We start from the raw sequence: 21,443 nt of genomic DNA, 5'->3' as shown, positions 1-21,443 counted from the left end.
TCCTATTGGAAGGGAAACAGAAGTCATAATACCTACTGGTAATCAATTAATTAGACAACAGTAAGCTAGAGTCTCAAATTATTATATGAGACTCCGGCAATCAATCTTCATTAGTTCGTCCTATACTTTGGACGTATTCGTTCGGGGTTATTCCAGTCGTCTTTTTAAAATAACGGAAAAAGGAAGTACGAGAACTAAAACCACACAGTTCAGCTAAAGCACTTAAGGTATATTTTGAATATTCATCCTCATTAAGCAACCGTTTAAACTCAGCTATACGGTAATCATTCAGATAATCATAATAATTCTTGTTCAAGAACTGATTAAACACGTAGGACAATGTATATGGAGAGACGTTCAATACTGACGCCAAATCCGCAATCTTTAAATCAGGGTTAACATACAGTCTTTTTTCCTGCATCAGCATATCCAGTTCGTTTGCCAGCCGATGACATTCTTCCATACTCACATTGCTCTTTCTGTATTTTTCTTCAACTATCGGTTTTCCGGTTTCTATGGCGTCCGCCGCAAGAGCCGGAGAGTTCTTTTTTCTCCGGTAATAAGCATAGCTTAAGCATATTATTGCAATCAATAATAGAATTATTCCCCATAAGGTCGCGTTAAAAGAGGAAGCAATAGTCACTGATAAACAGATTTCCGAACCGGGCTCACCAATCCGACGGATTTTGAATTGATATTTCCCGGAAGACAGGTCATAATAAGTCAGTTCGGATTTACCACCCAACAACTGCCAATCATCATCCATCCCTTCCATTTTATATTCATAAGACATATATGCAGGATCGGAATAAGTAAATCCGGAGAAACAGATAGTCAGATTCTTGTGCGACGGTTCCAAAGAGACTTTATAGAGATGCTGTTCTCTCTGTATAGCAGGATGATAAGGTTCTTTACCATTCACATATACATCTGTAATAGCCAGGGGATAACTATTTTCTTCATTTATATCACGTAAATCCCTGGTCAAATAAATCAATCCTTTGGAATTACCAAACCAGATTGTTCCCGAAGCATCTATTACAGGGAAACAGGTGATAAAAACAGAGCTCGGCAAGCCGTCCACAAAAGTATAAGGAACAATTGTATTTTTTTTATCATAACGGTACAAGCCCTGATTCGTACCAATCCACAGCCACCCTTCACGGTCTTCGATCATAAACATGGCGTCTTTCCCTTCCAAAAGAGTACCCGGCTGGAATCTTCGGAAATGAGTCATTGACAAATCGGAAATAAAAATGGGGCCTTTATCCGGAAGGAAATAGAGTTCGTGGGAAGAATCTTCATATACTGTCCTGATTTTCTCTTTATGTATAAAGCCTTCGGGGAATACATCTGATTTTATACTACGAGTGGAAGGATCCCAGATACATAAACCGGTAGCCGTACAAATCCAGCCCTTTCCTGTAGAATCAAAGCATATATCAAGCACATTCCCTTCCGGCAGTTTGGAGTTCGAACTGGTATAGTGATTGAGTTGTTCGCCATCTTTATACTGATACAAGCCCATTGAAGTGGCAATCCACAGACAACCGTCATTGTCCGACTTGATGCAGAAAACATGTCCTTTCACAAAAGGAGACTCCGAAGGTTCAAAATCACGGATAGTTAATGTAGAAGAATCCAGTATATACATGCCACCACCATACGTACCGATATAATACTTTCCTTGAAACGGGTAAATGCACATTATCATATTAGAGCGTAATTGGGGTGACTTGAAACTCCTAAAACGCCGATTCGTCTCATCAACATAAAAGAGGCCATTGCGGGAACCTATCAATCTTTCATTCTCATTGATAGCTATGGCCCGTACCGGTATGTCTTTTGAGTCAAAATAAGGAGAATAAGAATAGGTAGAGAAAAGCCCGCTCTGATACAGTGTATAATCAAGTCCCAACTGATAGAATCCAACCCATATCAATCCTTCCCTGTCCACCAGCAATGAATAGACAGAGTTAGAGCGGATTCCGCCATTAGTACCGGGTTCATAGCGGAAAGATTTCATAACCTTATTTTCCTTGACAGATACAAAATGCACTCCATTTCCATCTGTTCCAACATAAAGTATATCTTTTCCGTCACCCGACAGAGAGGAAATTACATTGCATCCCAAATCAATCCAATTATCCCTGAACTTCCCTGTCGGTATATCGAAAACAACCACTCCATGTTCCATTGTCCCTAAATAGAGCCTGGAACCAATTCGTGCCATTTTCCGATAAGTATAATCCTGTCTATCATTGTCACCGCATGGACATAAAGTTATTTTTCGGGTAGACAGATTCATTGAATATAGTTTGGAGCGAGTCAGAATCCATAATGTATCCTTTTCTCCCATATTCAAATCGACTATGAAATTATCCGATGACCACATATCCGCATTAATAGTAATCTGCTCCATTTCATTATTTTTGCAGACAAACAATCCTTTTTCACTGCCAATATATAAGGTTCCCTGCGCATCGGTCAATAAAGAACGAACTCCGAATTTTATCACTTCAGCAACAAACGGTTCTAATTTACCGGATTCTTTATTTATCCGCCAAAGGCCCATATCGTTTCCCACCCAAATCCGGTTGCCTTGCGTTTCTGCAATCACATTCACCCATTTCAGTTTCTCATCATCTCCGAATATCGGATAATGCTTAAAACGAAAGCCATCAAAACATTCAACTGACGTAGCTGTTCCAATCCAAAGATAACCTACGGAGTCTTTATACAAGGCACTGACCGTTAAATCAGATAATCCATTTGTTTCTGACAGGCCACGGAAGGAATAAGAAATCGGATAGGCAGACAGAGAAAAAGAAATAAATATAAGGCTTGTTATATGTCGTATCAGATTATTCATAGGATTCATATTTGATGAAACAATGCAAACCTACATAAAATATCCCGAATTTTATGTAGGTTTATACAAAAACAAAACACATTCCTCATTAAAAATGAGTGTTAATCTACCAGCTTTATACTCAATTGGGATTGTTTATAAACAACAGGAATTCTCTTATTATTAACCTCTACTCTTATTGGCTTCTTCTTACTCCTGAAACTAGCATTTATCTTCGGCTGTCCGTCTGTCCAAAGATTCAGCTTCTTATCCTCTTCCTTTTGGATGACAAACAACTTAGCCAAAGAAGAAAAATAGGTTTCTTTATCACGCCTTAATGCACTGCCATGACAGATAAAGAAATCTTTGGCGTCTTTGGCTTCCGTTCCTTCGGGATAAGAAACTGCAAACATATAGGCATCTGTCATCCAGCCGTCCGGCATAATCCATGAGTTGCTGTGCATCAGTCTGCCGTCTGCTAATTGATTAATATAAAGATCAGTCACTTTCCCTTTATGACGGATACGAAGCCCAATCCAATCTTGTCCTTCCCGCCGTTCCATTTGCGGCAGGTCTTTTTCATTGGGAGTCTCCTTCAAAATAATAGCTGTCAGCCCTTTTACTCGATTGACTTCTGCCGGCAAATGAAATGAATAATAGGTTTCAGTACCTTTCAAATCTTCAGTTGGAGCCTGTATTTCTTCCCAATACAAATCCTCCGGATAGTCGTGTACAAAACCAGACTTAGCAAGCAAACGGGGATAAAGAGGACGAATCACAACGGAAGAATTACCATTCGTCACATTCACGTCAACTCCCGACTTCTTATAAGTCCCGTTGGTATGCCACAGCCATTCAAAACGGCCGACCTTATGCGTCTTTAAATCATCAATCATATAAATCACATTATCCATCCAAAGGAAATGGCGGAAATTACGACTGAAATTATTAGATACAGGACCTGTTCCATTAGCCAGGACATATTTCACATTTCCCGCATCCAAAAGATGATGTAAATATCCTCTCAAAGTAGAACCGCTGTACTGCTGCTCACGGGGTTGTCCCTCGCCATTGAACAGTACTACATTATGCGCCTGGCTTTGAAAGAAATAATTCCGATAAGCAGGATTAGGATACCAACAGTTTCCCCCGTCTTTAATAATATCTACCCCTTTATGAAAGACAATAAATGAATTGGCATCTGCGTGAGAATGATTCCATGTATGACCGCTTTTTACTGCCAACATAGTAGCATTCTTTTCCCACGAATTACGCATCGTAGCCCAACCAAAATCTGCAAATAATTGGGAAGTTGGCAGTTGAGGGACAGCGGGCGCCTTACTCAAATCAGGAGTGTAAAGGAAGCCCATAGGACGATTCAGGAAAAAGCCATCACGATGTTGTCCTTGTTCCACATGGGATATATACCACAAAATAGTTGGATCTTTCATCCCCAATGCATACAATAGCATCATACTGGATTCTGCCGATACATTTTTATGGCTATCTCCAAAATTCAAACTATGCAGCATACCCGTACGTGGGTAGCAGACTTGTGAGAAGTAACTCGGCAATTTTGCCAATTGAGGAATATCACCCGGATTCTGTCCGGGATGAGTGTTTATCCAAGCTATCCTAAACAACAAAGCTTCCTGAATACCAAAGTTAGCATAATTCAGACTTTCATACATTCCACCGGCCTCATCAAAACTCTTTGCTTTCTGTTGCAATACATCACCGGCAAAATCGAACCATTCAGGAAGTGATTCGTGAAGTTGCTCCACCCATTCTTTTACTTCGGGAAGTTCATTTTGAAGACTCAAAGCCAATATTCCACCCTGACAAACACAGGAGGTCCACCAGTTATGTCCCATCGAATTCAATGAGTGAATACGGGTCGGCTCCAACAACCAGTCTCCCAATGCCGGTTCCACGGCTAACCGTTTCAATCCTTCGGCTATCTTTTTTCTTTCTGAAGAAGACATGACATTGTATGCAGCATCATACCCCACTGCGGAAAGAAAACTCTTATGAGCCATACCCAGTTGTGAACGCCATGCAGGAATACGTGCCATCATTTCCACATCTCCCCATGATTCGGCTTCCACAGTTTTCAGGAGGATTTCTTTGATTGCGTCTGCATACTCCTTATTATCAGTCATCAAATAAGCTAATGACAAATAGTCTAATCGATTAAAATCTTTCTTTTGCAAAGCTTCATCTGCTGTTTTCTTAATATCTCCCCATGCTTCCTGCAATTTAGGTTCATGCTGCATACGTTGTTTCACTTGCTGTATGCGTTGTGGAGTATACAGTAATGAAGGATGATTTATTTTTTGTGCTTGTATATATAATGAAGAAACACACAAAAAACAGATAACAGCAATAATAGTTTGTTTCATGGTACTTAGTCTATTCTATATATAATCAGTTACAATATTATTCTTTATTGAACGTTTTTCAAAAATTCTTCCAATGCTGCATTAAATTCTTCCGGGCGTTCCATATTCAGCATGTGTCCGCAATCGTCAATTACTTTCAGTTTTCCATTGGGAAGATATTGTAAAATGGGAGGTTCTTTTGAGAATCGGTTGCCGGAAGAATGACCTTCAACAATTAAAGCAGGTACATCGGGATGATTCTTTTTCAATTTCTCGATGGCATCCAAGCCAGCTACCACCCGTACTTCTTTGTGTAAAGGTTGCCACGCATCCCACTCATCGATCATTTGCCATAGAGACTCACGCATTCGTTCCCGCTGACTTCCTCCTGACTTCATCAATCCTTCAAACCACTCTTTCTTCATCACATCTACCCCTTTCTCTTTCAAAGCAGCAATCTCCTTATCACGTACTCTTGCTTCTTCCGGAGTCATCGGTTCACTTGGGCCTTTCGATTTCCGAATGTTTCCACTGGCTAAAAAAGCAGATAACATCCGATCCGGGAAGTACGCCAACATATCGGCAGTAATAAAACCACCTAAAGAAAGTCCGACGATATGTGCTTTCTTAATGTGCAAAGAATCCATCAAAGTAACTAAATCTTCAGCGTGTGTAAATTGATAGTCTTCCGTTTGTGAAGACGAAATGCCATATCCTCTCAAATCATAGCGGATCACACGATATTTTTTTGCCAGTACGGAAAATTGTTCATCCCACATACGATGATCCAAAGAATGACCATGAACAAAGATGACGGGAGCACCTGTGCCGGCTTCCTCATAGTAAAGAGAACCGTTGCCCACTTCAACGCGGCCTTGTTTCACAACCAACGGATGTCCCTTTACAATCTCTGAAACAGTTCTCGAAATTACAGGACTACCATAAAAAGACGAGAAACCATCTTCTTTACTGGAAGCACCGACTACATGAGCAATAAAGAAGCCATAAACATTCTCCCGTTTATTGATCCACGGGTAAGCGCCAGCCCATCCTGGTGAACTAATCTGATAAGCTTCACCTGTCTTCTTATCGATTAATTCACGCCATTCTCCCAATCCGTAGATTCCATTGTGGGATTGTCCTAGCCCTTTCGCTACATAATTATCCGAGTTATTCGAAGGGATTATTGCGTCTTTCACTTGGTCGGCCTGCATTTCTTTTACAGTTTGTGCAGATATAATCCGCTTATCGTTATACATTCCATCATGATAAATCATGGATAGGAAATGAATATAATCGTTCAAGGTAGTACACAGACCACCACCTAACATCGGGGCATGTCCGCCATCTGTATTTATCGGAGTAAAATGAGAATTCTTCATTTCCAATGGTTGCGCCAATAGTTCTTGAAAGAGAGTTTCAAACTCTTTCCCCATTGCCACTTCCGCCATTCTTCCGGCAATCTGCATGGCAAGCCCTCCATACTGGAACCGGCTTCCCGGAGTAAAAACCGTATCTAACGGCAATATCTCAATAATGGCGGAATCCAGATGATTGTAATTATCTACGCGCGGTTCAGGAAGATAGGGACGCACTCCGGAAGTATGAGATAACAATTGTCGCAAAAGGATTTTTCCTTTGGCATCTCCCTTAAATTCCGGCAACCACTTTTCCACAGGGTCATCCCAGTCCAAACTGGTACTGTCCACAACCGCTCCGATAACAGCAGCCGCCACCCATTTTCCGGCAGAGGCTACGTATACTTTTGTATTAGGAGTATAGCTACCGTAGTTCTTCTGAAAAATGACAGAATCATTCTTTACTACACAGATAGAAGCACCGGGATAGTACTCTTTACTCACCCAGCCTTGAATAACAGAATCTAATGAAGAGAAGTTATAACGACTCCCTTGTACGGATGATACATTGCAGGAACCTGCAATAAAACAGATACTTATAAAAATTACTATTAATAATCTTCCCTTCATTTTCGTTATCTATTAACTTCGTATTAAACACAAATTACACGAACTACGCTGTTGTTTGATGCAATTATAATTATAAAACCGCGTAATTCGTGTAATTCGTTCTTAAATTTTTCTATTTCGACTGCAAATCCCAATATACCACATAACGCTGATGATGCAAATCATAAAGCGGACGAATCACATCTCCTTGTTCTGTTGTAAATTCCAGTTCTTTTCCTGTACGCTGCAAAGTACGTTCCGGATGTTTCATATCTACTTTCAATGAGGTACGCAAATCGGCAGGTACATGGAAATTATAAGTATAATAATCATTATAAAGAGCAGGATTAGAGAAAGGTGCGGGAGCCTGCATACCTTCCGTACCCCGTTCTCCGGCAAGCACTAACGGGCCATACACTAAAGCCACTTTATTCGGATTATCGGGAGTGGCTTCCAATTCAATCTGCATCGGGTAAGTAGCCGAGATACGGTCATTATCTTTCCAGTCACGGGTGATAGCGATGTAAGAACCCGGCTTTTGTTTTACTGCTACTTTTTTACCGTTCACAAGAACTTCCGCTTTTTTACTCCATGAAGGATATCTTAGATAAACAGTAGTGCGAACCGGTTTCTCGGCACGAATAGTAAATTGGGTCGTTTCCTCTTTCGGAAATTCCGTTTCCTGGAGAAGGGTTAATCCTTTTTCTTTCCAGGTGACTTGGGAAGGAATAAACAGATTTACATAGATTCCCTGGTTGTTGTGGTAGTAGATAGCTTCTCCATATTTAGCATGATTTTCGAATCCGCTGCCGACACAACACCAAAAAGAGTTCTCTTTAGTACTATACAGTTTATGTGAGCCCGAAAGTAAGGGTAAGAAATAAGTGACCATTCCTGTTTCCGGATCTTGCTGTCCCAGGATATGATTATATAGTGCCCTTTCATAATAATCGGCAATAGATGAATCGCCCGTCCAACAGAAAAGATGACGGCTAAGCTTCAACATATTATAAGTACAGCAGGTTTCTCCGGTATAGCCAGTCAAGTGTTTAGAGAATTTCTTCGGGTCGAAAAAATGCTCCTTATCACTACTGCATCCCGGAGCAAAAGTATGGTGGTCAATCATGGTATGCCAGAAGAATTCCGAGAGCTTTTTGCTGGTCTCATTCTCTGTCAGTTCATAGTTACGCGCTTCGGCTATGACTTTCGGAATAAACGTATTCGTATGTTTGGTTCCCAAATCGTCCCGAAGTTCTTTCAACGGGTCAATTACATCATTATGGTAGAAATATTCGGCCAACCAACGGTAACGTTCATCTCCTGTGATAGCATACAAATTGTAGAATGATTCGTTGACACCTCCAAACTCATTGCGTATCATGAGTTTGCGGGTTTCTTCACTAAGTGGTTTCAGTTTGTTATAAGCCCAGTCGCCCATTTTGCTCACTGTTTTCAAAGCCTGCTGATTATCTGCATACAGATATTGGTCTATCAGCCCGGAATAAAGCTTATGCAAGGTGTACCAAGGTGCCCAAACACTCTTTCCCCGGATATTACGGTTTATCAGTTCTTCGGGAAAAGCACTTAAATATCCGCCTTTCAAAGCGTTCTGAACTTCGGTCAGCCCGTTGACAAGGCTATCCCCTTTCAGCTTGAAAATCTCACTTCCGGTAGCGGCATACATCAAAGCGTAAGCCGAAAGCAGATGTCCGGTAGTATGTCCGCGAAGCTCACAGTCCAAGGATTCCCAGCCACCAAGTTTTTTCACTGTCATATAACCGCCTTCACGACCGGCAAAGACTCCGGCATTTGTCCGGAAACTATGCAACAGACGACTTACGTCGATAGAGGTCATCCAAGCGGAATCCCGCAACATATTGTCACGAAAGCGACTCGGTAATAAACGGACGTCTTTCAAATCAAAACTTTCTACCCGAACAGGAACCACTGTCTCTTTTTTCATTTTCCCCTGGTGCTGTCCGGGGTACACAGATTGAGCCGACGATATAGCCGATACTGCCAATAATGCGATTGCAACTAAAGATTTCTTATTCATAATCATTTTTAATATCCTTATTTATTATTGGATACGAATAGACTCCGCCTATTACTCAATGCAAAAATACGAATTTAATATTTCATGGATAAATGAAGAAACTCCGTTCTACCGGTTCGGCAGTCTGTACTTCTCCTGCCAATCCATATTGCCATGCCACCACAGTCACTTTCAACGGGAACTTACTGCGTGGGGGAATTCGAGTAAATACCAACTTGTTTCCCTCTATTTCTGCCGGCCCTTCTTTCACGTAGTAATATACGGGTAGCCCACAATCGGAAGTCGCATATAAAGATATAGCTTCCGTACCTTTCTTCACATCGTCAAGACCCGGAAAAAGAATATGCTGGCGTTTACCTTCCGTATTGCGATAGGGAATCCGGAAAGTAAGTTCCTGAACTGTGCTTTTATAGTGCTTGTCACCATCATTGCTGGCTAGAAGGCAAATATCTCCCGTACGGCGCTGATTGTACATTCCCATACGGTAGAAACGGACAGTAAAAGTAGTGTCGTTCACTTTTTGAACCGGGCCACAGATACGGGTTATTTCAGGAGAAGTGAGCGAATGTTCGTCAGAAATTGCAGTATGTAAGCTATCCGTATATACAGCTTTCAGATGAAAAGTCAATCCGTCTTTTTCCGGCAGGAAGCGGGCGGCAACTTTCACATGGGATTGGGGATTATATGTGAGTAATTGCCCCTTTTGTACAAAACCTAAATATTGTGGTTTCTTCCCTCTCTCCCGGCGATAGCGTTCTTCCGTCATTTCAGCCATTTCCTTATCGAAATACCAGAATGCATCGTGCGAGTCTCCTTTATACTCTTTATAAGGAGCAGCTTTTGCACGTTTCTTCTGATTCGGATGCCACCTTTCGGCAAGCCAGCCATTCTGCGGATTCAGCTTCTTCAATTCCACAGGCTTATTCAAATCATACGTTGCAGGCATACGATATTCCAGTGCTTTCTTTAAGAACAACGCAATATAACCAGCGGTGCGGTCGGCTATATCGAAATGTCCTCGTCCTGTGTCGCAAAGGAAAGAGACGCAACTTTTAGGATACATCATACGGAATGCCAAAGCCGGATTTACACGGTCTTCCCACCATTCGTATTCGCCTTCAATCATCAATCCAGGGATGCCGTCAATCGTACGTTTCCCCCACTCCATATTGTCACGACCATATCCGGTAAGGTTAGTGCGTGGCGCATCTCCATGCAAAGAGATAATGGCTAATGTGCGGTCGGGATTCCAGGCTGCGAAGTTCCACGGATAGGTAGCCATTGCCGAATGTCCGAACGGAACAATCGGAGCATATTTCAATTCGTTATATCCGCTAACAGAAGCAAAGTCATCCAGCATTTGTTCAAATGCCTTCTGGCTTCCGGCAGTTATGTCCCATTTCTGATCCCACCCCGGAGTAATCCATATCAGTGCCAGACCTATTTCAGACATTTTTTCCCGAAACAAGGCACTCTCAAACAGAGTTTCTTCCGTCATATTATGAGTACCTATCATAACCCCTTTCACCTGGACACAATCAGACGGTATCCATAAAAAAGCCTGCGGATGGTCATTCGTTTCGTTGGAAACAATACCTGAAATCTGCACGGACCACTGCCATTCGGCAGCTATGCTACTTGGCAATAAACTAACAGCCAATATTACAAATATAAAAAACCGAAGTAGTTTCATGTTTAATTCATTTATCATTCTTCCATATAATACGCAGTAATGACTACATATACTCAACCGAAAAATATAAAAAAACTATTATTATCGGAAGTCTTTCATCAACTATTTCACAAAAACGTTGTATCTTTATTCTCAATTAAGAAAGGAGTTATATGGATTTACGTACAGCAAATGTCACAAGATATATTCTTCCCCTGCGGGAAGGGGGCTCATTACCGGCATTGGCCGAAGCTGACGATGAATTTAAGTATGTGGTAAAGTTCAGAGGGGCAGGACACGGGACGAAAGCGCTGATTGCCGAACTGATTGGCGGGGAAATTGCCCGTACGTTGGGGTTCAGAGTACCGGAGATTGTTTTTCTGAACCTGGACGAGGCTTTCGGACGGACGGAAGCGGACGAAGAAATACAGGATTTACTGCAATGGAGCCGCGGGTTGAATCTGGGGCTGCATTTTCTGTCGGGAGCATTAACGTTCGACCCCGTTGTGCATAAAGTAGACGGCAAGACAGCCTCGCAAATTGTGTGGCTGGATGCCTTATTGACCAATGTAGACCGTACTATCAAAAATACGAATATGCTGATGTGGCATAAGGAACTGTGGTTGATTGACCATGGGGCTTCCCTCTATTTTCACCATTCATGGACTACTTGGCAAAAGCATGCGCTTAGTCCGTTCGTGCAGATAAAAGACCATGTGCTGTTGCCGTTTGCCGATAAACTGGAAGAGGCGGATGCTGAGTTCAAGCAACTGCTGACTTCTGATAAAATCCGGGAAATAGTCAATGCAGTTCCCGATGACTGGCTGAACTGGACGGACGGACAGGAAACTCCGCAAGACCTGAGAGATATTTATATTCAATTTTTAGAAGAAAGGATAAACCATTCCGAAACATTTGTAAATGAAGCGCAAAATGCAAGAAAGGCACTTATATGAATACGCAGTCATCCGTTTCGTCCCCAGGGTTGAACGTGAGGAATTTATTAATGTAGGTATTGTACTGTTTTCCAAACGGTGCAAGTATCTTAAATCCCTTTATACAATAAATGAAAATAAATTGAAACTGTTTTCTTCCGAATTGGACGTTAGTTGTTTGAAAGAGGGATTACAGGTCTTTGATAAGATATGTCTGGGGAATAAGGAAGGGGGAGCGATAGCTAATATGGATATTCCAGACAGATTCCGCTGGCTGACTGCGGTGAAAAGTTCCTGCATACAGGTATCCCGTCCGCATCCGGGATTTTCCGCTGACTTGGACAGGACTTTGGAAAGACTGTTTGAAGAGCTCGTATTATAAATAATAGAGGTCTTACTCCCTTTGGGATAAGACCTCTAAACACACATAAACCTAATATATTGATATACCAAGTTTCTAATATATACTTCATTTACCCTTATTAATCTTGCAATATCCGTTTTAAGTTCTGTTTCGGGACAAAGGTAGACAAAAAGAAGAAACGTCCTTATCCGGCACAAGGTTGTTCTATTAATAAACGAACCTTGTTTCTACGAAAGAGTGTATTCATTCATAATACTTCTTTTAATTGATTTAACTTCATATACGACGAATCCGGAGAACAAAACACTCCCAAAACAACTATATATAAGAGAGATTATATGTAATGACAGGGTTATCCGTAAAAATGGTAGCAAAACCAGTAATTTATATAGGAGCAGATTAGCTTTTACAGGATAACTTTGCATACAGGAGATTAACGTTAGAATTATGCTTTTATTTTAATATAGCTTGATTATGGAAAAGGTAAAATTGAACAATGGCATTGAAATGCCTATTTTGGGTTATGGTGTTTATCAGGTTACTCCTGAAGAGTGTGAACGTTGCGTATCGGATGCAATCAGTGTAGGATATCGCTCTATTGATACGGCACAAGCCTATCATAATGAGGAAGGTGTAGGAAATGCAATCAGCAAATGCGGTGTGCCACGTGACGAACTGTTCATCACTACGAAAGTGTGGATTTCAAATGCCGGTTATGATAAGGCTAAAGCTTCTATTGATGAGTCGCTGCGCAAGTTAAAGAGCGATTATATTGACTTATTGCTCATTCATCAGCCATTCGGTGATTATTACGGAACGTACCGGGCTATGGAAGAAGCATACAAGGCCGGAAAAGTTCGTGCTATCGGCGTCAGCAACTTCTATCCCGACCGTTTTGTAGACTTGGCGGAATTCTGTGAAATCACTCCTGCCGTCAACCAAGTGGAGACGCACGTTTTCAATCAACAGATAAAGTTACAGGAAGTAATGAAGGAATATGGCACTAAGATTATGTCATGGGGACCGTTTGCCGAAGGAAGGAACGACTTCTTTACCAATACAACCCTTCAGGAAATCGGGAAAGAATATGGTAAGTCTGTGGCACAGGTTGCACTGCGTTATCTGATTCAACGCGATATTATCGTAATTCCCAAGTCTACCCACAAAGAACGTATGATTGAGAATTTCAATGTATTCGACTTTGCGTTAACACCTGACGATATGGCGGCTATTGCCGAGCTTGATACAGCCAAGACTCTCTTCTTCTCCCACTATGACCCGGAAATGGTGAAGTGGCTGATTAATTATAGTAAATAACAGTTCACTATAATTTTCTTTTTCAGGCACGGATTACACAGATTACACTGTTGCTTTATGTTATCATAATTCATAAAACCGTGGAATCCATGTAATCCGTGCCTTAAAGGGATAATTATTAACTAGCTTACTTAAGCGGAGTAAAATGCAACGCAGCTCCGCCACTTGCCTTCAACTTCAAGACAAGTTTGTCGCCTGCCTTTATTTTCTTATGAGTACTGTGTACTTTCGTCCGTGTATTCAGCTTGTCGTCATCTTCATACAGATGAAGCATATACTTCTTTCCCGGTTCCAGGAAATCCGTAGTCAATGTGACAGTGCGGGCTTCCGTGTTTGTCATTGCTCCAACAAACCAGTCACTTCCCGAACGACGTGCCTGAACGATATATTCACCAATTTCTCCGTCAAGCGCACGGCTATCGTCCCATACACTCGGAATGGCTTTCCAAAATTCGAGTTCTTCTTCTCCTTTATAAAATTCAGGCCGGTCATACCAGAACATAAACTGCAAAGGACTGTAATACACTGCTGCCATTGCTAACTGATGCGCTTTCGTATTCTTCACTCTGCCATTAAAATAACACAGTGTATAATCCGCAGCGCCTGCCAGGAAACGTGTATACGGAAGAATCGTGTTATGTAAAGCATCCGGCATCTCTTCATTGCCACCGATGCCTTCCTGTGTCATCAAGTTAGGATAAGTACGGCTGAAACCTGTCGGACGATATTCATCGTGAATATCCACCATCAGACCGTATTCTCCACATTTGCGGACTGCATCATGCAGCCAGGTACTCCAACGCTGATTACCAATCTGTACAAAACCGAACTTGATACCTTTCAATCCCCACTTCTTATATAAAGGTAATAAAGTATCCAATTGCTGCACCAATGCACGCAGATTGACGTATACCATAAGTCCGATTCCCTTCGATTCGGCATACTGGCACAAAGCAGGTATATCAAGGTCTTTATCCGGAGAAACGGTAGTAGCGTCCGAACTCATCTTCATTTCCGGCCCATACCAACCTGCATCCATATGCACATACTGAATACCGCGCTCTGCCGCAAAGTCAATAGCCGCTTTCACTCTTTCTTGCTTCAAGTCGCCCGAACGGAATACTTTTCCCGGTTTAATCCAGGAAGTATCAGCCAGTTTACAAGCCGGATTCAGATTCAAGACAATATCATTGTTGTTAATCAAATCGACCGGACGTTCGCCAGCCATGATAACACGCCACGGAGTGCTATAAGGAGAAATTATATCGACACTGCTATACAGGCTTGTCTCCAAAGTAGAAGGTTTGTCTGCTGACAAACGGAATTTGCCACGGGCATAATCCACCATTTCCGCTTCCAACAGGGCAACTGATAATCCGTCGGGCAGTTTCAATGTCAAAGGACGTTCACTTTCTTCTTTTCCCCAACCTTCCAACGGACGAAGTGCATAAGGCCCTTGTGCCCAACGCTCATAATAAGCCATTGTTCCCTGAGGCATTGTGAAACTGGTTTGCTCGCCTATGATATGCAGGAAAAGCCCGTTTGTTGTTTCCGGGAAATGATAACGGAAAGCGACTCCTTCATTATAGGCACGCACTATGATATTCATAAAGTAATTCTTGCGCTTATCATAGCCACCTTCCTGTGCTCCGTCTCCTTCACCTTTCTTGAATTTCAAGGTCATCTCATTATAACAGTCACGAATCTCGGCACGTTCCCCATATACAGGTTTCCATGTTTCATCCGCTTTCCGTCGCTCTGTTCCCGTCAACTTCAGATTCTCACACCAGAAATGACAAGTATCATTCGGAACACCCAGTGCCGACTCGAACAACTGATTTTCAATCAGAACTCCCAATTTACTTTCTTCAATTACCGGACGGTTCTTGTAAGTCAAGGTGTAATACATTTGTGCATTATCCTCTCCCACCGCACGTTGATAGAAGGTAAAACGATAAGCTCCGTCAGGAGATGTCAATTCCTGGCGGGTTCCTGTCATTACATCCTGCGCTTTCAACAATGCCGGTATCACCAGCAATAAAAGCAAAATTCTTTTCTTCATTCTATTTACGTTCATGTTTATTCTTCTTTCCTATTAGATACGAACGAGAAGGAAATTATACTCAAACAAATTATTCCCCGGAAAGATTATTCCATCTGCTCCCTATAAAAAGTAGGTGTCATCCCAGTCACCCGCTTGAAGATGCGGTTAAAATGCACAGGGGATTCGAATCCGCATGTCGCGCTGATTTGCGAAACATTCATCATACTACTATTCAATAGCTTACAAGCATAGCCGATACGCATATCAAGTACATATTCTTTGAATGTCTTTCCTGTGTTTTCCTTGAAATAACGGCAGAAGGCGGTAGGATTCATGGCTGTATAAGAAGCTATTTCATCCAGACCGAGAGACTCGGTATAATGTTTGTTAAGATAGGCAATCACCTTTTCCATTCTTTCGTTACGCATAATGGAAGGGGACGGGGTATAATGGGAAGTAGTCAGATATTTCCTGTTATCATTGGTAGCCATTATTTGCAGAAGTGAAAGCAACAGGATGATTTGTTCCGCTCCTTTGGCAGAAGGTATCTGTTTTAATAGCTTGATGATTTTTCCCGAACGGGAAACGGTGAACCTAATTCCCCGGCAAGCATCTTCCAATAAGTTCCTGATAGGAATAAACTGGGAATATTGGGAAATGGAGTAATGCATAAAGTCTTTCTCAAACTGGATATTCACGCCTTTTACTTTCAATACGGATTCTTCTCCGTTATCCGGCGGACTCTGCATGCTATGGGGAAGTTCCGAACCGAAAAGAATCAAATCCCCTTTTGCATAAGAGATAATGCTGTCACCCACCAGGCAATCCCCCTCTCCTTTCTCCACATAGATAATTTCATACTCACTATGGAAATGCCACGGGTAAGTGAAACGCGGATATTCATAAAAGCGGGCACGGACAGGATTGGAAGTCGTAATAGTCAACTTCTCGTTCATTATCTTCTTCATAAATTCTCCTTTCTAAACTACTTTTGCAAAGATAGGTAAATATCTTGCAAAGATACGCATCATAGTGTGTGTAAAAACCCGCTATTTTTGCATCAATTCATAAAAACATTTGATAGAACCATGAACGAATTATTTAGTATTGCCGGTAAAGTAGCTGTTATTACCGGAGCAGGTGGTGTACTGGGTGGAAATATTGCCCAACACTTTGTACAGCAGGGAGCAAAAGTAGTAGCTATCGACATTCGTCAGGAACAACTGGACAACCGGGTAGCAGAACTGAAACAATATGGAGAAGATGTAATCGGTATCATCGGTAATGTGCTGGACATCGCCAGCCTGGAAAAAGTAGCGGAAGAAATCGTTGCCAAATGGGGACGGATTGATATCCTGTTGAACATTGCCGGTGGAAACATGCCGGGAGCTACTCTCGAACCGGAACAGAACTTTTACGATATGGACATCTCCTGTTGGGAGAAAGTGACTAATCTGAATATGAACGGAACGGTTTATCCGTCCATGATATTCGGAAAGGTTATGGCTAAACAAGGCAAAGGATGCATCATTAATGTATCATCAATGGCCGCATACAGTGCTATCACCCGTGTTCCGGGATACTCTGCCGCCAAAACTGCCGTAGCCAACTTCACCCAATGGCTGGCCTGCGAAATGGCACTGAAATATGGTGACGGTATTCGTGTTAACGCCATTGCTCCGGGCTTCTTCATCGGCGACCAGAACCGCCGCGTGCTTATCAATCCGGACGGTTCACTGACGGATAGAAGCAAAAAAGTATTGGCTAAAACTCCGATGAAACGTTTTGGTGACATTAAAGAGCTGAATGGTGCCGTACATTTCCTGTGTAGTGATGCTGCCAGTTTCGTAACCGGAGCTATGTTGCCTATCGACGGTGGTTTCAGTGCTTTCAGCGGTGTATAAATAATTGCTCCTAAATAAAGAAAAGAAGCTATGATGGAAAAGACATGGAGATGGTTCGGTAAAAAAGACAAGATAACTTTGCCGATGCTCCGACAAATAGGCGTAGAAGGTATTGTCACTGCTTTGCATGACGTACCGAACGGAGAAATCTGGACTGTAGAGGATATCAATGATTTGAAGTCTTACATCGAATATTATGGTTTGCGTTGGTCAGTAGTAGAAAGTCTCCCCGTATGCGAGGCAATCAAATATGCGGGGGCGGAACGTGAACTGTTGATTGAGAATTATAAAGTAAGCCTTGCCAACTTGGGCAAATGCGGAATAAAAACCGTATGTTACAACTTCATGCCTGTCATCGACTGGATACGTACTGACTTGCAGCACGCCTGGCCGGACGGAACCAGTTCCTTATACTACGACCGTATTCGCTTTGCTTATTTCGATATCCGGATTCTGGAACGCGAAGGAGCAGAAAACGACTATACTGAAGAAGAGCTTCATAAAGTAACCGAACTGGATAAAGTAATTACAGAAGCGGAGAAAGATGCCTTGATTGATACAATCATTGTCAAGACACAAGGTTTCGTTAACGGCAATATCAAGGAAGGGGATAAAAATCCGGTTGCTATCTTCAAGCGCCTACTCGCCTTATACAAAGATATTGACCGCGATACTTTGCGTGATAATATGCGTTACTTCTTATCTGCAATCATGCCCGTATGCGAAGAGTATGGCGTCAATATGTGCGTGCATCCCGACGACCCGCCATTCCAAGTCCTAGGCTTACCGCGTATCGTCACCAATGAAAGTGATATTGAATGGTTCCTGAACGCAGTAGATAATCCACATAACGGATTGACTTTCTGCGCAGGTTCTTTGAGTGCAGGCGAACATAATGATACCCGTGAACTGGCAAAGAAATTTGCCAAACGTACCCACTTCGTACACCTGCGTAGTACGGCTGCCATACCAGGTGGAAACTTCATTGAAAGCTCCCATCTCACAGGAAGGGGGCATTTGATTGACCTTATCCGTATCTTCGAAAATGAAAATCCGGGACTCCCCATGCGTGTAGACCACGGACGGATGATGCTTGGAGACGAAGACAAAGGTTATAATCCGGGATATTCTTTCCACGGACGTATGCTGGCTCTGGCACAAGTGGAAGGGATGATGGCTGTGGTGGATGATGAAAAAGGACGGCAGATGATATAACGGAACAATATAAAAAAAGATGTGATGAGGCAACTATAGACACAAGATGCCATCATCACATCTTTTTCATCCATGTAGATGCGCCAGAAACTATTTCTTCTTATTCTTCCGCCAATAATTTTCCAATTTATCAGCTTCTTCAGCAGTCAGATGAATAACCGCACCATGCTTGGGAGCACTATAATTGGTTGTTTTCATCACCCCTTCATTGAAACGTCCGAGGTTTTTAAAGTTCACAAAGTCCGATGTTTCAATAAAGCCGAAATTATGAGGAGTCACGCTATACACGTCATACATCAGTACCCATTTATCTTCACCGATCCGTTTCCAAACGGTAGGAGCTTCACAAGCCTTAGGCTCAAAATCATACCAACGCGGATCGTACTCATAATCTCCGTTCACACGAGTCGAAACCGCCAGCTTGATTCCTGCACCCCCGTCATGGGCAACATAAAACAAGTGATACTTATCTCCTACTTTCGTAATGTCCCCGTCAATAGCAGAGACACCCTCATTAGGATATTCGAACAAAATCTGCGGAATACTTTCAATGGTATCAAAGTCATCATTTACATATACATAATATAGTTTGTTCGCTTCATTTCTAAAACGCATCGTGTAATAAATCATCAACTTTCCCTTCTTCTCATCATATGTTACTTCGGGAGCCCATGCACAACCTATTTCACCCAATCCTGCGGATAATTTGTCAAAACGGATATTCGCACGTTTCCAGTTAACCAAATCCCAGGATTTCAACAGCACCAGCCCACGGTTATTTCCCCAACCATATATTTTTCCATCACGTTCCCATTCGGTTTCCCGATAGCCGTCCCGCTTCGCAAACACGTGCAAGTCTGTCATTGCCAGATAAAAAGCGCCATCCGGACCGCGAAAAATATGAGGGTCACGAATTCCTTTCTGACAGGCAATCGTATCTCCGGCGATAACCGGCTCCGCATCATTCAATGCCGTAAACGTATAACCGTCACGACTGACAGCCATATAAAGCCCATGTGTTTCGTCTTTATGGAATACCATCAGATAAGCACTCATGTCTTTTTCCTTTGGAACAGAATTCTTATAACGGAATTGCTTGAATCCCGCACTTCCCTTTCCGGCAGAAAACAACCCGATGCGTAAAGCATAAAATCCCTTATAAGTATTGTGATGCATCTGCGAAACATCTATATTTTCCGCAAGTGTTATCCACTCCTCGTTATCCTTGCTTACCGTTATCCGGAGAGTATTACCGTAATTATGTATTTTTGCAATAAAACGGCTGCCTAGTTTGTTAGGCAACTCTATTTTCTTATTCGCATCCTGATATACCGTAAATTTATCACCATCAGAAACGACCCCTGCAAAAGCTTTTTCATTATAGAATAAAAGAAGCCCGGCAATATTTCCGTTGCTGATATTTATTTCAACTTGGGCTTCGTAGTTCTTATCTTCAGCAGTTGTTAAAAGCAGACGCCCGTTGGCGGGGCTATTTCCTTTCGCTTTCACCCAAAGATTCCCATTGTCAAAAACAAGGGATTTCGGAGCATACTCTTTCCAGAAAGTCCATTGAAGTCCCAATTCCGATCCGCTAAAATCATCTGACAATTCCAAGCCATGACTTATCTGCTTGTCCGGCTTTATCGGAGTAGCAGTGGATTTGGTACGAAACCAACCGTCAGCCGTCCATTCAATAGGTTCAATCAAAGTCTGGCGTCCCAAAGTATGATAACCTTTCGCATAAGCGTGATATACAATCCACCAATTTCCATTTACATCGTCAATCAATGTACCATGCCCTTTAGACCACCAATTCTCACGTGAACTATATGTATGCACTACGGGATTATAGGGAGAATTCTCCCATGGTCCGAGAGGACTTTTAGAGCGTGCGGCAACAACCATATGGCTGGTAGCCGGACCTGCGGTTCCTCCTTGGGCGGAAGTCATATAATAATAACCATCTTTATAGTTCAGTTTCGGAGATTCCAAACACATACATTCGGTATTCCATTCTTTAGGATATTCCCAGCCGGCATAGACCGGTCTTTTTTCTCCGATAGTAGCCAATCCATCATCAGTCAGACGAATCACTTCACCCTCATTGACATAAAGATAGCGGTTACCATTCTCATCCACAATATGCCCCGGGTCAATGCCACCTATTTTTAAATCCACAGGTTTGCTCCATGGTCCCCTGATATTATCAGCACAAGTTACCCAATTTGTCCCGGCGGCGGGATAATATATATAATACCTGTCTTTGTACTTTACTAAATCAGGTGCCATAGCAGAACCCTTCCAATCGGTCAAAGCACGGCAGACCGGTTCCCAGTTTATCAAATCCTGTGAATGCCAGATTAAAAAACCGGGAGCATAATAGAATGGAGAATGAGTCATATAATATTCCTTCCCGTCCCTTATAATACTAGGGTCAGCATAGTCTCCCGAAATAATAGCCTTCGGATACTCCTGTGCATAAAGTCCCCAACTTATCAATGTTAATAAAAACAATAAAGTAAATTTTCTCATTGTATTCAAGTCTTATTCAAATTAGTAAATATTACAATATAGTTATGTGTTCTCATATAAAATACGAACAAAAGCCATTATACACTTACTTACTAATCCTATCTGCAACCACCAAATCTTTATTTAAGAATTCCTATTCTATAAAACAGATGAGGCAAAAAGTACGAATACTGCTATTTGCCGCATTTTCCATATGTTCATTTCT

At 42.0% G+C, this 21,443-nt stretch carries 13 protein-coding genes; 5 read left to right on the top strand and 8 right to left on the bottom strand.

Going from position 1 to position 21,443, the window contains the following annotated elements; all coding sequences use genetic code 11:
* Window positions 1-100: 100 nt before the first annotated feature.
* The 5 genes from BacF7301_RS14530 to BacF7301_RS14510 form a co-directional block, all read right to left on the bottom strand.
* Window positions 101-2,872, bottom strand: coding sequence for a two-component regulator propeller domain-containing protein (locus BacF7301_RS14530; protein WP_167963846.1), 2,772 nt, complete (start codon window positions 2,870-2,872; stop codon window positions 101-103).
* Between the two features lie 101 nt (window positions 2,873-2,973).
* A complete protein-coding gene (locus tag BacF7301_RS14525) occupies window positions 2,974-5,253 on the bottom strand; it encodes a heparinase II/III domain-containing protein (protein ID WP_167963844.1) in 2,280 nt (759 codons plus the stop codon).
* A gap of 44 nt (window positions 5,254-5,297) precedes the next feature.
* A complete protein-coding gene (locus BacF7301_RS14520) occupies window positions 5,298-7,220 on the bottom strand; it encodes an alpha/beta fold hydrolase (RefSeq protein WP_167963842.1) in 1,923 nt (640 codons plus the stop codon).
* Window positions 7,221-7,332: 112 nt separating this feature from the next.
* Complete coding sequence (locus BacF7301_RS14515) at window positions 7,333-9,255, bottom strand: glycoside hydrolase family 127 protein (RefSeq protein ID WP_167963840.1); 1,923 nt, start codon at window positions 9,253-9,255, stop codon at window positions 7,333-7,335.
* A gap of 82 nt (window positions 9,256-9,337) precedes the next feature.
* Entirely contained in the window at window positions 9,338-10,948 is a 1,611-nt protein-coding gene (locus tag BacF7301_RS14510) for a hypothetical protein (RefSeq protein WP_167963838.1), read from the bottom strand.
* 152 nt (window positions 10,949-11,100) lie between these two features.
* Between BacF7301_RS14510 and BacF7301_RS14505 the strand changes: the two genes are divergently transcribed.
* The 3 genes from BacF7301_RS14505 (at window position 11,101) to BacF7301_RS14495 (ending at window position 13,543) form a co-directional block, all read left to right on the top strand.
* Window positions 11,101-11,883, top strand: coding sequence for a HipA family kinase (locus tag BacF7301_RS14505; protein WP_122365245.1), 783 nt, complete (start codon window positions 11,101-11,103; stop codon window positions 11,881-11,883).
* Window positions 11,861-12,244, top strand: coding sequence for a DUF3037 domain-containing protein (locus tag BacF7301_RS14500; protein WP_122365246.1), 384 nt, complete (start codon window positions 11,861-11,863; stop codon window positions 12,242-12,244). The genes BacF7301_RS14505 and BacF7301_RS14500 overlap by 23 nt, the downstream gene beginning before the upstream one ends.
* A 456-nt stretch (window positions 12,245-12,700) precedes the next feature.
* On the top strand, window positions 12,701-13,543 hold the full coding sequence (locus BacF7301_RS14495; RefSeq protein WP_122365247.1) for an aldo/keto reductase: 843 nt from the start codon (window positions 12,701-12,703) through the stop codon (window positions 13,541-13,543).
* A gap of 127 nt (window positions 13,544-13,670) precedes the next feature.
* Here BacF7301_RS14495 and BacF7301_RS14490 read toward each other — a convergent pair whose 3' ends face one another.
* Window positions 13,671-15,620: a glycoside hydrolase family 97 protein gene (locus BacF7301_RS14490; protein ID WP_167963836.1), complete on the bottom strand. Its 1,950-nt coding sequence runs from the start codon at window positions 15,618-15,620 to the stop codon at window positions 13,671-13,673.
* Window positions 15,621-15,691: 71 nt separating this feature from the next.
* Window positions 15,692-16,555 carry an AraC family transcriptional regulator gene (locus BacF7301_RS14485; RefSeq protein WP_167963834.1) on the bottom strand — a complete coding sequence of 288 codons (864 nt, stop codon included), beginning with the start codon at window positions 16,553-16,555 and terminating at the stop codon, window positions 15,692-15,694.
* Between the two features lie 120 nt (window positions 16,556-16,675).
* On the opposite strand from BacF7301_RS14485, the gene BacF7301_RS14480 reads away from it, so the two are divergent.
* On the top strand, window positions 16,676-17,491 hold the full coding sequence (locus BacF7301_RS14480) for an SDR family oxidoreductase (protein ID WP_167963832.1): 816 nt from the start codon (window positions 16,676-16,678) through the stop codon (window positions 17,489-17,491).
* Between the two features lie 30 nt (window positions 17,492-17,521).
* Window positions 17,522-18,706 carry a mannonate dehydratase gene (uxuA, locus tag BacF7301_RS14475; protein ID WP_209319450.1) on the top strand — a complete coding sequence of 395 codons (1,185 nt, stop codon included), beginning with the start codon at window positions 17,522-17,524 and terminating at the stop codon, window positions 18,704-18,706.
* A 90-nt stretch (window positions 18,707-18,796) separates the two neighbouring features.
* On the opposite strand, the gene BacF7301_RS14470 is transcribed toward uxuA, so the two are convergent.
* A complete protein-coding gene (locus tag BacF7301_RS14470; RefSeq protein WP_167963830.1) occupies window positions 18,797-21,238 on the bottom strand; it encodes a family 43 glycosylhydrolase in 2,442 nt (813 codons plus the stop codon).
* Window positions 21,239-21,443: the final 205 nt, after the last annotated feature.

Source organism: Bacteroides faecium (assembly GCF_012113595.1).
Lineage (GTDB): Bacteria > Bacteroidota > Bacteroidia > Bacteroidales > Bacteroidaceae > Bacteroides > Bacteroides faecium.
Note: the sequence above shows the minus strand (reverse complement) of the source record. Positions and strands in the feature narration are given on the sequence as shown.